At 52.9% G+C, this 12,979-nt stretch carries 15 protein-coding genes and 1 tRNA gene; 9 read left to right on the plus strand and 7 right to left on the minus strand.

Features of this window, described 5'->3' with window-relative positions:
• The first annotated feature begins 48 nt into the window (after positions 1-48).
• Positions 49-762: a hypothetical protein gene (locus ACOOFE_RS12105; protein WP_420415155.1), complete on the plus strand. Its 714-nt coding sequence runs from the start codon at positions 49-51 to the stop codon at positions 760-762.
• Here ACOOFE_RS12105 and ACOOFE_RS12110 read toward each other — a convergent pair.
• Positions 734-1,246, minus strand: coding sequence for a hypothetical protein (locus tag ACOOFE_RS12110; protein WP_420415156.1), 513 nt, complete (start codon positions 1,244-1,246; stop codon positions 734-736). The two genes, ACOOFE_RS12105 and ACOOFE_RS12110, sit on opposite strands and share 29 nt — an antisense overlap.
• 29 nt (positions 1,247-1,275) lie before the next feature.
• Positions 1,276-1,524, minus strand: a complete 249-nt coding sequence (locus ACOOFE_RS12115; RefSeq protein ID WP_420415157.1) for a hypothetical protein — start codon at positions 1,522-1,524, stop codon at positions 1,276-1,278.
• A gap of 431 nt (positions 1,525-1,955) precedes the next feature.
• On the opposite strand from ACOOFE_RS12115, the gene ACOOFE_RS12120 reads away from it, so the two are divergent.
• Positions 1,956-2,261 carry an ETC complex I subunit gene (locus ACOOFE_RS12120; protein WP_141186612.1) on the plus strand — a complete coding sequence of 102 codons (306 nt, stop codon included), beginning with the start codon at positions 1,956-1,958 and terminating at the stop codon, positions 2,259-2,261.
• Positions 2,262-2,373: 112 nt separating this feature from the next.
• Positions 2,374-2,450, plus strand: a tRNA-Arg gene (locus ACOOFE_RS12125).
• A 329-nt stretch (positions 2,451-2,779) separates the two neighbouring features.
• On the opposite strand, the gene ACOOFE_RS12130 is transcribed toward ACOOFE_RS12125, so the two are convergent.
• Positions 2,780-3,034 carry a hypothetical protein gene (locus ACOOFE_RS12130; protein WP_420415158.1) on the minus strand — a complete coding sequence of 85 codons (255 nt, stop codon included), beginning with the start codon at positions 3,032-3,034 and terminating at the stop codon, positions 2,780-2,782.
• Between the two features lie 221 nt (positions 3,035-3,255).
• Here ACOOFE_RS12130 and ACOOFE_RS12135 point away from each other — a divergent pair, with 221 nt between their 5' ends.
• Positions 3,256-5,241 (plus strand): BTAD domain-containing putative transcriptional regulator, encoded by a 1,986-nt coding sequence (locus ACOOFE_RS12135; protein WP_420415159.1) that lies wholly within the window; start codon positions 3,256-3,258, stop codon positions 5,239-5,241.
• A gap of 1 nt (position 5,242) precedes the next feature.
• On the opposite strand, the gene ACOOFE_RS12140 is transcribed toward ACOOFE_RS12135, so the two are convergent.
• Together ACOOFE_RS12140 and ACOOFE_RS12145 are read right to left on the minus strand one after the other, a co-directional pair.
• A complete protein-coding gene (locus ACOOFE_RS12140) occupies positions 5,243-5,521 on the minus strand; it encodes a hypothetical protein (protein WP_420415160.1) in 279 nt (92 codons plus the stop codon).
• A 79-nt stretch (positions 5,522-5,600) separates the two neighbouring features.
• Positions 5,601-5,891 carry a hypothetical protein gene (locus ACOOFE_RS12145; RefSeq protein WP_420415161.1) on the minus strand — a complete coding sequence of 97 codons (291 nt, stop codon included), beginning with the start codon at positions 5,889-5,891 and terminating at the stop codon, positions 5,601-5,603.
• Between the two features lie 596 nt (positions 5,892-6,487).
• Between ACOOFE_RS12145 and ACOOFE_RS12150 the strand changes: the two genes are divergently transcribed.
• Positions 6,488-7,537, plus strand: coding sequence for a YcaO-like family protein (locus tag ACOOFE_RS12150; RefSeq protein WP_420415571.1), 1,050 nt, complete (start codon positions 6,488-6,490; stop codon positions 7,535-7,537).
• Positions 7,538-7,558: 21 nt separating this feature from the next.
• Here the strand turns inward: ACOOFE_RS12150 and ACOOFE_RS12155 are convergent, their stop codons facing one another.
• Together ACOOFE_RS12155 and ACOOFE_RS12160 are read right to left on the minus strand one after the other, a co-directional pair.
• Complete coding sequence (locus tag ACOOFE_RS12155; protein ID WP_420415162.1) at positions 7,559-8,125, minus strand: CAP domain-containing protein; 567 nt, start codon at positions 8,123-8,125, stop codon at positions 7,559-7,561.
• The gene (locus tag ACOOFE_RS12160) at positions 8,126-8,962 is read right to left on the minus strand and encodes a phosphodiesterase (protein WP_420415163.1); all 837 of its coding nucleotides are present in this window, start codon (positions 8,960-8,962) and stop codon (positions 8,126-8,128) included.
• A 168-nt stretch (positions 8,963-9,130) separates the two neighbouring features.
• On the opposite strand from ACOOFE_RS12160, the gene ACOOFE_RS12165 reads away from it, so the two are divergent.
• From ACOOFE_RS12165 to ACOOFE_RS12180, 4 genes are all read left to right on the plus strand, one after another.
• A complete protein-coding gene (locus ACOOFE_RS12165) occupies positions 9,131-10,918 on the plus strand; it encodes an ArnT family glycosyltransferase (RefSeq protein ID WP_420415164.1) in 1,788 nt (595 codons plus the stop codon).
• Positions 10,905-11,801 carry a phosphatase PAP2 family protein gene (locus ACOOFE_RS12170; protein ID WP_420415165.1) on the plus strand — a complete coding sequence of 299 codons (897 nt, stop codon included), beginning with the start codon at positions 10,905-10,907 and terminating at the stop codon, positions 11,799-11,801. The genes ACOOFE_RS12165 and ACOOFE_RS12170 overlap by 14 nt, the downstream gene beginning before the upstream one ends.
• 4 nt (positions 11,802-11,805) lie before the next feature.
• Positions 11,806-12,567 carry a glycosyltransferase family 2 protein gene (locus ACOOFE_RS12175; protein WP_141186621.1) on the plus strand — a complete coding sequence of 254 codons (762 nt, stop codon included), beginning with the start codon at positions 11,806-11,808 and terminating at the stop codon, positions 12,565-12,567.
• 65 nt (positions 12,568-12,632) lie between these two features.
• Positions 12,633-12,947 carry a lipid-A-disaccharide synthase N-terminal domain-containing protein gene (locus ACOOFE_RS12180; protein ID WP_420415572.1) on the plus strand — a complete coding sequence of 105 codons (315 nt, stop codon included), beginning with the start codon at positions 12,633-12,635 and terminating at the stop codon, positions 12,945-12,947.
• The last annotated feature ends 32 nt before the right edge of the window (positions 12,948-12,979 follow it).

Consider the following 12,979-nt stretch of genomic DNA (forward strand, 5'->3'; position numbering starts at 1 on the left):
ATATGGAAGGCAGGCTGGGCTGTAATAGCCAAGCTTATTTGGGGCGGTATGATCGAAGATACCACAGACAAGAGTACGCTTGACGTCACATCGGCGATTGCGGCAGTGCAGGCAAAAATCGAGTCTTGCGGATTGTCGGTCAAGGAAAGCAGCGATTTTCAGAAATTCGAAGAAACCATTCGCGGTACAGATGAGAAATATCTCATGGAGGATTTTTCGCCGCGCTTTTTCGATCTACATGGTGCAACGGCCTTTTGGATTGCCGCCTACAACGAGCATGGAAATATTGTTTCCGTTCAGGCGGCTAAGGTCGAAGATTTGCAAGACCGGTGCCTTGCCGAACACTGGAAACAACAGCAAAGACGGATATTTGTGGATCCCAACCCACAGGCCCGGTTCGGCACCGACCATGCCCATGATGCGTATTTCCTGCGTGGCAAGATCGTCTACCATGGCAACTTATGGCTGCGCCGGGACATTCGCGGCAAGGGCCTGGCCGAGCCTTTGACCCAACTGGGGTTTTTGGTGTCGTTGTTGAAGTGGTCACCGGATTATCTTTATGGCCTGATGGCCGCAAAAGCTGCCGAAAAAGGGTTTGGCGTCCGGGTTGGTTACCGCCGGTTTGTCCCGCGCGGTACGCACTGGGTTGTTGCGCCCGGCCACATCCGGTCGGACGATTGGCTGGTCTATTCGACCCGCAGTGACTTGCATGGATTGGCGCGGATGCTCGCGTCTAGAACGTCCGCTGAAGGTCCTGAATGACACCGAAGTACGCGCAAACCTGAAAATCTGCTGCAGCCGATGGGCAGAAACTGACGATCAACCGCTCAAAAGCGACCTCAGAGGTTTGCCCATCGACGTTCACAAGTGTCCTTGCATAGCCGTAATAGGGAACTTGATTGAGCGCACTGTTGTAACCAAAGACAGAGGCCCGTTCTAAGTCTGCGTCCGGTGTGCGCAATCCAGATACCGCAGCTGGCGCTGGAGGATTGGCCCAGTCATCGCCAAACAGGAGGCGCTGACTGGACTCTTTGCCAACGTAGAAGATGGGGGGCGGTGCAAACTCGGTGACTTTGTCTGAGCAGAGGCTCAGATAATTCATATGTGGTTTTAAAGCGGCTTGAACCGCGCCCGCCGGGGCCGACATGAAGGTTTCATAAAACTCAGACAGCCGCGGGTCAGCCAGGCCTTTTTCAATAACCTTGGTTCCAAGTTCTGTGAAGACGGTTGCCGGGCGGGTGAGCACGGGTTCAATTTGCCTTTCTTTAAAATAAGTTAGCGATTGAACGCCGACAACAACAACGACATCACGTTTAAGAATTCGTCGCGCTGGCCGGGAGGTAATTCGCTGACGTCTGACACCGAATAATCAAGTGTCAGGATCATATTCCACATTTCCGTAAGGTTGGCGGCGTCGATGTCCGCACGCAAACTGTCCGGATTGGTACTGCGAGGGACCTTGATACCAGGGGAAATATGTTCAGGAACGTAGTCACCAAAGAGGTTTTGGAAGTGATGTTGCATAGTCAGCCTTCCTTTGTTGGGCGGCCGGGCACGCTTTGCGTTTATACGGACGCCATTTTTGCCTGTGTCCCGTTTCACCAGAGTATCTGGATTCGGAACTTTGCGGCAAAGTGCACAAGTAACATTCTAACTCCAAAAGATTAGATAGCACAGGTTGTGGTTCCGGGCTATGCGTCAGAATACGAAGTCTGCGAAGGTTTCTGCTTTACCGTTAATGCGTTGTTACATGGATTGTGGAAACCGGATCGTCACGATTAATCGGTACGTCTTGTGGGCTGGGTGCTTGAACCTTCAGGTGTTCATCCAGGACATGCGTGACACGAACGCTCAGTTGCGTATCACGTTAACAAGGATATTGACTTCCGCCTCAAAGGTGGGAAAAAGCATTCCTGAAACAGTGAATTGATCAGGGTTTGGATAGGATCAAACGTATGGTGGCGCGCATTTACCAGCCGGCAAAGACGGCTATGCAATCGGGAAAAGCCAAAACCCAGCGTTGGGTTCTCGATTATGAGCCCGAGGTCGCCAAATCGGTTGAACCCTTGATGGGCTATACATCGTCGTCCGACATGAAACAGCAGGTGAAACTGGTGTTCGAAAGCCAGGAGGAGGCGGTCGCTTACGCCAAGCGTCAAGGCATCGCCTATCGCTTAGAAAAACCTCAGGCGCGCAAGGTGCGCGGGTCGGCCTATTCAGATAACTTCAAGTTCAACCGGCTTGCCCCCTGGACCCACTGACCCTGGGTCTCCTGGGAATAGGCGTTGATGAATTGCCTGTTGAAACGTCAAAACTGATATCGACAGAAGCGCCCGCAATAGCGCAGAAAGAATTGGTTGAAACTGGTCTCACGGCCCCGTAGCTCAGCTGGATAGAGCACTCGCCTTCTAAGCGAATGGTCACAGGTTCGAATCCTGTCGGGGTCGCCAATTTTCTTTATCTTATTGAATTAAATGGATATTATTTTTTTCTTTCACGCCTGACGGTCCTGCGAAAAACACCTTATTTGCATAACCGCAAAGGGTGAAAACGAAATCGGCTCGGGCGAGCTGTTTGATCGCCCATGAGCATAAATCAGTTTTTTGATCTGCCGACTTCTATTGCGCTCTACCGTATACAGCCGTGGCTTCGTTTCAAAAACACATGTCGAAAGCAAAAAGAACCGGGATCGACTGATCCCGGTCAATATGATGGAGCTAGAAAGTACGCCGCGCATTTGGAAGGCTGGAAGAGTTAGAATGCCGCGCGGCCAACAATGTCAGGCTTTGATCTTGGCAACGTCTCCCTTTGGCTGATTGACCATCAACGGGGTAACTTTTGCCTTCAAGATCGTGTCCAGATCCTCAGATCCATCTTCTAATGATTGAAGTGCCATGTCCAAAAAGTAAGTGCAAAAGGTGCGGCCGTCCTTGTCGGCTTCCTTTTGCGTATATCGTATCATACGTTTAATCGCTTCGACGGCCGGTTCCTGTTCTAGGCCCGCTGCCGGTGTCTTGTTGGAGAGTTCAGACATAATACCACCCACCAGTGTTTCAGTCTTAGGATATTCGCACTCAGAAGATCCTTCCGAATACGCATGATGAGCTTGAAGCGTGAAACGAGCGTGATAAAGTATTCGTGTATTTCATACGTGACTTCATTCTGGGTTGTGTCACCCGTGTCAGAAGTTACGTAGGTGAGGGAAACAGGAATTTGACGCTACAAGTTCCCTATTTTGCGTCACTTGGGCGCCCCATGCTGATCGCGCACAATCAAGACCCGATCGCGGCGAAAACCCGCAAGGCGCTTGCCATTTTGGGATACTTGAGCCGGATCAGTGATTTGAGTGCGTCCCGCGAGGCGGTGGCGGATCTCTTATGGAGTGGTGCGGTCCGGCAGAAAGGCATGCAGTCGCTCCGCCAGGCGCTCAAACAACTCAAAACTGCGGAAGAACAAGCCGGGCTTGATGTGGTGATATCCACAGCCGGGCATATTCAGCTGGATCAAGCCGAATTGCGGACCGATCTCCAGCATCTTTTGAAAATCTTGGACGCAGGCGATTCGGCGGGCTTTGACGAAGCGCGGGCCCTTTGGCGCGGCGAGTTTATGGTCGGCTATGACGATATCGACCCGCAGTTCACCGAATGGCTGCAGATTGAGCGCGAAAGAATCCGGTCTGAGGTGGTTGATGCAACGCTCAAACACCTGGATGTCTCTGTCATCGATAGCGGGGCAGAGCACGTCGAAGCGGCAGCGAATTTTCTTTTGCACATGGATCCCGCTTTTGAACCTGCCCACCGGGCCTTGATCCGTTTTTACCTCAGACAGGGCCAACGGGAGCGGGCCGAGCAGCAGTTTAAAACTTGTGAGCGGGAATTGAAGGAACTGGACGAAGTTCCGGAGGAAGAAACCCGAGAATTGCTCACGGAGCTTTCTGTATCCGAAAAACAGATTGCATCTGACGAGACTGAGACACCTCAAAATCCCGGTTTTTGGCGCAGGCCATCAACTGAGTTTTTGGGCATTGATCCGCAGACTTCGGACAATGTAGTCCATTTCCCACATATATCGATCATTTCCGGTCAACTTAATCAGACGACAACAAATGATGGGATGTATTTGAAGGAAGAAATCGTAGGAGGTCTGTCCGCATATAGGGCATTTGATCTCTATCACGGGGAATATTTTGGTGATGCAGAAGGGCCACAACCGATTCTGATTCAAGGAGATCAAGCAGGTAGTTACCTGCTTCGGTTTCAGCACAATGAAAGAAACGGCAAGGTATCGGTCCAATTTGAAGACCGGGCTGAGGGCCGCATTGTTTTCAGTGAAATAGTTGACCTTAAGGAATGGGATAGCATTCAAACAGCCGCCAGCCATACTATCGGACGAATTCATACGTACGTAACAAAAAAATTGCGCAATCCGCAGAACAGTTCTGCCTTTGCCAGATGGTGCCAGGCTGAGGCGCTTTTGGTTAATTTTGACCCGATTTCGGACCGGAAGGCACTGCAAATCCTGAGTGAACTTGAGCGTCGACATAGCACATTTTCTATGTCCTATTCCGGCAAAGCCCTCGTAAATATTAAACAACTACTTCATTATCGTGTAGAGGACAGAACTAACAGGTTATCTTGGGAAGAAATTCTGGGGCTATGTGAACACGCAGTGATGCTTGATCCTTGGCAGCCGATCAACCAACGGGCCCATGGTTGGGCGCTTATTCAATCGAATATGCCGGATCAGGCTCGACGTGCATTTTTGCAAGCAATCAGATTGAACAGCGTTGATCCGATAAATCTTATATCTGCTGCAGAAGGTTTGGCTTTCGCTGGTGAAGTCGATATGGCGCGCGAAAAAGCCGAACTGGCTATGAACCTGTTCACAACGGTTCCTCGAGTGTTTTATGAATACTATTCTTTGGTGTTTTTCGCATCGGAGGATTTTGAAACTGCGGCCAAAATCATCGAAAGAGCGTCATATAAGAGCGTTGTGGGACTAACTACGCGCGTTGCTGCCTTAGTTTGTGCTGGTAAGGAAGCTGAAGCTTTGGAGCTAATGAGCCGACAGAGCGATAGTTTATCGGCAGTGGTTGATAAAGCCGGGCTTGGGACAGGCGACCCGGAGGAATGGGCGCGTAGGATTAATTTCTTTCAGGAGCCAAAAACGCGGGCTGCTTATGATAGAGGTGTTGATTTGGTGAAAAGGTATTTTTTTGGCGATAGAGCTTCCCTCGGATGAGTTAACAGAATTGCCGAGCAAGAGACCCGAGATAGGCAGGGTCTTTCTCATCAAGTCGGGATTGGTTCAGCTTATATGGTAATACGGTAACCTTGCTGCTTTCGGCATCCACAATTTCGAATGCCATTAAATGCAGAACATTTTCCGGTAATCCGATTTTCCGGAGTTCAGAGGCCGGATCATGCTTCAATCGGGTCCGGCAACGTTCATCAATGCGCGCATTAGCAAGCAATTTGCCGAGTGCTACAATATTTTTTTGATAGTAGGGAAACCGGGCCATGATCGAAGTTCCATTCTAGAAGTGAGATTGTCCAGCCGGGGCGGGGGCCCCGGTTAGACACGCGATCCTGGTTATCCGATTAGTCCGGCATTTCCTCATAGTGGCAGCTTGCCAGTGCCAGGCGGCCCAATTCTTCGAAGTAGGTTTCGTCACCAGCAGCGATGCGGGCTTCGTCAACCTTCGCCGGGATAACCAGATGAACCTTGTCAGCCGTGTCGGCATAGATTTTCATATCTGTTGCAAGACCAAAGCTGGAGAGCGTTTCTTCCGGCTTTTCGGCAAACCGGGCACGCTCAGTGGAATCTTGGATGATTTCGCCGAGTTTCGCGCCAAGTTCCAGGTCACGGTCAGTAGTTGTGAGCGTGTGCATACTAAGACTCCATAAAACGGGTTGCATTTTTGTCCAAAAATCTGAAAAATTAATAATAACCTTTCAGAAAGCAAGGGGGATTAAGTAAAAGTAAAACTTGTGGGTGGTTTTTCTCTTGTCGCCCCCTTGCTTGACATCGATGTAATCAAAATGGCGGTGTTATCACAATGGCAATTCATTATTTCTATCTAGGTGCAATTCGAAGATGAGTCCCGTAGCGGAATTGTATACTTGAGTTGATTATTGGAGATCTTCAGTGAGCAATTTCACAAAAAAGGATGTTTTGAATGAATGGACTGCAGCCCCAGGCTTGTGAGGACCTGGTTCGGATTGGTCTCCTAGTTAAAAACAACAGTGCCTTGATGGCGGCCAGTACGATGGCGGCGAATGCGCTCGAGTTGTTTATGCCAGTATTACAAAGGTTTGATGTTCGCCTGGTGCCGGTTTCTATTCCGGGATGTCCCATCCATTTTTGCACCGGCATACTCAAATTGCCGAAGGGGGCGGGGTCGGGCGAGGGCGGCGATATCAGGGCATTTCCTGCTGGCGGCCAAGGTGGTGACAAGATTGCTGCAGCGGTTGGTTGTATTGGGGAAATGGTGGAGCGGCTTTGTCTATACTCGCTGGGGGAGAATGATCCCAGAGTTGTACTAAAAAATGCCGCAGTGCCTGAAATGGATTTTGCGCCGCTGATTGGTTTTAGTCCGTCTCAACTTGTTCAATTTGCGGATAAAAGACCGGGGCTGATCAGCAATTGCGGAGGTTGTACGATTGCCTGGGATAAAATCAGTGATCGCCGTGTTTTTCTGACGGAATTAAGCCATCAGAAAGAGACATATTTGCCGGCGTATACTGCGTTATTTGATGAGCCGGATTTGAATTTTAGCGACGGAATTGGCCTTGCCTCAACTGTAGGATGTGCAGTGTGGCGCGATATTAAGGGGGCTCGTGAACGGGCGCTGCTTGAGCTCATTGAGCGCGACGCGGTCGCTCAAGCCTGGTACAACCGCCTGGGGATAACTCGGCTTTCAGAAGGGGTTTTGTCAAAAAAAATTCCGATTGACCTTCAGAATTTCCTGTCTGGGAGGTCACGTGCCTGGTCTGTGACCCGCGTTCAAACCGATTTACCGGTCCATGTTGTTGCTGCGGTTTCGCACGTCGAGGATGGAAAAATGGCGGCCTTTGGGGCATCCGCAAATTGGGATCTGCCGTCAGCGCTTTTGAGCGCGCTTTGTGAGATGCTTCAGGCGGAAAACTCATTGGAGATGATGGGGCAGGCCTATCCGGAGGCACAATCAGCTGATCAGACTGCACAGCCCGGTGCGCTGCGGTATGCCCGGACCGGTTCAATTGTTGCCGATTGGCCGATGGGGCAGGAAAGCTCCAGTGATACCAATTTGGATGACGAAACTTACTCCTATGAGCAGATGTTGGCTGCCTTGGAGCAAAAAGACATCAAAGTTTGGGAGTTCAACGCGACGCGACCAGATCTGAAGGTGCCTTGCATCAAACTGTTTTCGCCGGAGTTGTGTACCTGGCAGCCGCGGTTTGGAAAACCCCGGCTCTTCAATGGTGTTGTGGAAAGAGGCTTACGGAAAACACCGGCAGAGGAGGCTGAGTTCGCCGCGCGGCCGTTTCCGTTTTAAGGGTTCTCGAGGTACCAGCCGTTAGTTGACCGGTGTGGGACGGCCATCGGCTTGAGGCCGGGCCAAGGTCATCACCCAAAAATTGCGCCACTTCCCATTGCTGCGGTTTGTCCGTGCAATGCCGACGCGGGTGACATAAGGATTGAGCAGGTTTTTGTTATGTCCTTCCGAGCCCTGCCAGCCTCGAAAAGCCGCAGGAAGGTCGGAATAACCTGCGCCAAGGTTCTCCGCAGCGGCGTAATTCGGATACTTGGCTTTATCGAGGCGTTGAGACAGTCCAAAAGCACTGTGCTGCCACGTGTCCATACTGTCGCGCTGCGCAATATGGCGTGCCATATCCTGAGAGACGGCATCAAGTGCCGGATCATGCTGCAGGTTATGAAGGCCATTTTGGCTTCGATACGCATTGATCATAGAGAGCATTGAGGAACTGCTGACCTGAACGTTAGTCAGGACCGGCCGGTCTTCCAGCTCACTTTGGCCGCCGGGTATGGCGCCGCACCCGGCAACAATCAGCAACAGTGCCATGGCTGCGAGTTGGGATCCGCGTAAAGCGACAGGCTCGAAGTAGTTCCGGATAGCTGACATTTAGGATCCCTCGCCAGGCCAGGACACGCCTTCATCGGCAAAGAAATGGTGCGGACCTGGATAGGATTCCACATAGGCCATATGAGTGACTGTGCCCGCAGTCTTCGAGTGATGATGCAGAAAAAAGGCGGGCGGCTCGAAATTGAACAAGGCTGGGCCTTTTTCGGTCAGATCCAGGACAACCTGATGGGCAGTGCTCGGCGCCAGCGTCATAATTTTCCCTGCAAATCCGGCAATAATCGGCCGGTGCAAATGGCCGCATAACAGCCGGTCAATGTGAGCGAAGGGACCAATGACCTCAGCCAAGGCCGGAGCGTCGGTCAAGCCGATTGCGTCCATATGACTGATCCCGCTGAGGGCGGGCGGATGATGCAATGCGATCAGGGTCGGGCGTTTGTCTTCTTCAAGGCGCTCATTCAGCCAGGACAATTGCGTTTCTCCAAGAGCACCGTCCGGCCGCCCGGGCAAGCTGGTATCAAGAGCGATCAACCGGACATCGCCAATATCGGCCGTGTAACAGAGTTTGCCGTCAACGCCGCTGTCCATACCCGGATAACCGGCCATTTCATGGCGCATATCAGCAGTGCCATCATGGTTTCCCGGGATCATATAAACAGGCATGTCCAGCCGGGAGAGGATCTGACGGCCGAGCGCGTATTCGCGCGGGTCGCTGGTGTCGGTGAGATCTCCTGTCAGGATCACTGCGTCTGGCCTGGGAACATGCGCATTCAAGGCGGCAATCGCCCGTTCGGCAAACATGTTGGTATCTGAGACGCGGTAACAAGCCAGACCGCGCGGGCGCAGGTGCAAATCGGTGATATGCGCAACGAGAGTCATCTAAACAGTCCCCGAATACAGACAGGATTCGTGTCTTTGACGATAGCTTCGGAGAGATTGAGAGCAAGCAGTGTTTCCCTTTTCCGAAAGCTCATGTAGGAGATGCACACAGGTTCTTTGGGGCCGACACGATCTGGAACAGCCCAATCATAGCGGAATTGAATTGCGATGGCAGAAATGCAAGAGGCAAAAGGCGAGGATATACAGCCGGAAGCAAGCCCGGAACAGCCTGTGCCCGCAATGAAGAAACCGATCTGGCTCCGCATTTTCGGCCACGACTTGTCTGCTCCGCTGTTGCTGCTGGCTCTATCGCTTTTGCTGTTTGTCCCAGGCCAATGGACCGTGCCACCGCTCGACCGTGATGAACCGCGGTTTACTCAAGCAACAAAACAAATGCTGGAAACCGGTGATTATGTCGATATCCGGTTTCAAGAAACGGCCCGGCACAAGAAACCGGTTGGGATCTATTGGCTACAGGCCGCAGCGGTGAAACTGACCGGGCATGATGCAAGTGCTCCACTATGGGTTTATCGATTGCCGTCTCTCATCGGCGCTGTTTTGTGTGTGCTGGCGACCTTCTGGCTCGCCAGAGCCTTTATGGGACCTGCCGGCGCTTTGGTTGCTGCCGGATTTGTTGGCCTGTCCATCATTCTCGGGGTTGAAGCCCGGCTTGCAAAAACCGATGCCACTTTGTTTGCAACGATTGTTATCGCCCAAGGTGCTCTGGCCCGTATTTGGCTGAAGGAAGCAAACAAACGGGCCTGGGGGCTTGGTCTGATCTTCTGGACCGCGCTTGCAGCTAGCGTTTTGGTGAAAGGACCGGTCGGGCCGATGGTGATCGGTTTCACGGTTGTGTCACTGATGATTTCACGGCGGAAGATCGCCTGGTTCAAAGCCGCATCCCCGCTTCTTGGTCTGCTGTGGTTTTTTCTGCTGGTGTTGCCCTGGTTTGTGGCGATTTGGATTGCCACCGATGGAACCTTCTTTACCGAGGCCATCGGCAAAGATCTTTTAGGCAAAGTCTCGACGGGACAGGAAAGCCATGGTGCGCCGCCTTTGACACACCTTGGGGCCATGTTTGGGGTGTTTTGGCCGTTACCAGCCTTTTTCCTGATCGCCCTGCCGGTGATCTGGCGCGAGCGGGCAAGTCCATTAGTTGTTTTCTCAGCTTGCTGGTTCTTCCCGAGCTGGATCGTCTTCGAATTGGTCGCAACCAAACTGCCGCATTACACCATGCCGCTGTTACCGGCCTTGGTACTACCAGTTGCGGCGGCCTTGATCGAAGGGGCCGGCGCTGAAACACGGAAATGGGTCCGGTGGACTGCGGCGATCCTGTTCGCTGTCCCGGCTATCGGCATTGCGGTTGGCGCATTCGCTGGGCCATTTGTTCTTGGAACTTGGCCGTCGCCGCCTGGGGCGATCGTCACCGCAATAGGCGCCGTTTTTGCTGTTGTAGCTGCTACCCGGCTTTTGCGCGGCCCTGCGCTTTATGCTCTGCCGCCAACAGCACTGACTGCCATTGCAATTGCGATTGGCGTTTGGGGCTTTTCGGGGCCGGCATTGACCACAATTTGGGTAAGCCCGCGGTTGGTCGCAGCCATGGACGAGATCCCGGGCTGTGCCAATCAAGAAGCCAGGCAAGTGGCAACAACCGGTTTCCATGAGCCGAGCTTCATTTTCCTGGAAGGTACGGACACCAGAATCATTCCGGCGGAGGGGGCTGCGAAATTCCTGGCGGACGAGAGCGCAGTTGGTGCTGGCAGCTGCCGGATTGCGGCCATTGAAAGCCGGCACGAAGAGGCGTTTTTGGCATCAGCCAAAGAGATTGGTCTTGTACCAGAGGTGCGAAAAAGGGTAGAGGGCCTGAATATCAACGGCGGCGATGATGTCGATATCGCGCTTTATCAAGCTGCCGTTAGTGGAACAAACACACAAGGCGGCGATGAGCAGCAGTAGTCGGATGAAGCGGATTTGGGAACGCATGCGTGGCAACGCCCGCCGCGCGATGCTGCTGTATTCAAATCGAGAGGAACGGGGAGAAGCACAGCGCAAGTCTCTTCCCCCAGGACAACGTCCTCAGGATATCCTTGCGGTCCTTTTGCTCACTGTTGGGGTTGCGGTTGTTGCCTTTGATGCGCCGACGTATCCGTGGCTGAACTCTCTGCCCAATGAATACCGCATAGCGTTCCGCTCGTTCACGGACCTTGGTAAAGCCGATTGGATCCTGGTGTCAACCGGCATTCCATGCCTGTTCCTGCTTGCGTTGGATGGGGGCCGGTATGCCTTCCGGATCCGGATGGCAATTGGCGCGGTTTTCACTTATGCCGCTTTCATTTTCTATAGCGTTGCTGCCTCAGGAATCGTGGTTCTTGTTCTCAAGTGGTGCCTTGGGCGTGCCAGACCAAAGCTCTATGAAGAGGTCGGACCGGTCCATTTCGATTTTCTGGCGCTCAACGGCAAATACACCAGCTTTCCCTCCGGGCATTCGACGACCGTCGCGGCGCTGGCAACTGCGCTCTACTTCATTTTTCCGGCCTACCGCTGGCTGATCGTAGTGAGTGCCTTCTGGCTGGCGTTTTCACGGGTTATGGCCGGGGCGCATTATCCGAGTGATGTGATCGCTGGAACGCTCTTGGGCATCACATTTACATTCTTCACCGTACGCGCCATGGCCCGGCGGCGCATTGGTTTTCATATCGCGGAAAATGGCAACATCGTTCCAAACATGACTTATGTGTCGGCCAAGGCCAGCGCGCGGGCTGTATGGCAAGTGCTGCGCGGCCAGCGGGGCGCTGACCGGATCGTGCCGGGCCGGACCGTTACGGGTGAGGCTGACTGATTTCATGACACAGAGCTATCTTGAGGCGCTGACCGCCACCAAGGGAACGATCGCGGTGACCGTGGTGGTACCGGCGAAAGACGAAGCGCAAAACCTGCCGATCCTGCTTGATGAAATTGAAGAGGCACTGACTGGCCGGACCTTCGAAGTTATTGTCATCGACGACGGGTCCACAGATGGTACGGACATTGTCCTGCAAGATTATGCCGCGACCCATGACTGGTTGCGTCCAGTGCGGCATGAGAAGTCTTGCGGTCAAAGCTGCGCGGTCCGCACCGGGCTTCAGCATGCGCGCGGAGATTATGTCGCAACGATTGACGGTGATGGTGAGAACAATCCGGCATATATCCCAAAGCTGATCGATGCCTTGGACGCGGCCGGACCATCGGCAGCCTTGGCCGCGGGCCAGCGCCTTGGACGTAAGGCAAGCCTTGGCAAACGGTATGCATCGAGATTTGCCAACAAGTTGCGCGGTGCCATCCTAAAAGACAATACAAGGGACAGTGGTTGCGGCCTAAAAGCGCTGCGTCGTGAGATCTTCCTGCAGCTGCCCTATTTTGACAGCTGGCACCGCTTCTTACCGGCCCTGGTGATCCGCGAAGGATACGGTGTCGTGCATATTGATGTGCAGGATCGGCAACGCCGTCACGGGACATCAAAATACGGCATCTTTGACCGAGCTTTGATCGGTGTGCTGGATCTCTTTGGCGTTTGGTGGTTGCGCCGCCGTAGGAAGAAAATTCCAGAAGTCCGCCCTCTGACCTAAATTGCCGCCACATTTCCCGCGCACTAGACCCCAACATGCGCGTCAACGACTGGAACGAACCTGACATGGCTGCCCTATACGACTGGCTTTACGCAGTCTTCATCGAACAATTTGATTTTTGGATCATCCTTGGCTTCTTCGCGCAGGCCATGTTCATGATGCGTTTTGTGATTCAGTGGGTGGCATCTGAACGGGTTGGCCGGTCGATTGTTCCGGTCGCCTTTTGGTTCTTCTCCGTCGCTGGAGGAACGCTTTTGTTGATTTATGCCATCCAGCGTCAAGATCCGGTGTTTATTGCCGGGCAGGGGCTTGGGCTGCTGATTTACTTCCGGAACTTGTGGCTGATTTTTAAAGAAAAGCGGCGCGATCCAACCATCTGATCGCGCCTCTTTTTGCCGTTTTGCGGAGCATC

Origin of the sequence: Roseibium sp. (genome assembly GCF_965216085.1) — a bacterium.
Lineage (GTDB): Bacteria > Pseudomonadota > Alphaproteobacteria > Rhizobiales > Stappiaceae > Roseibium.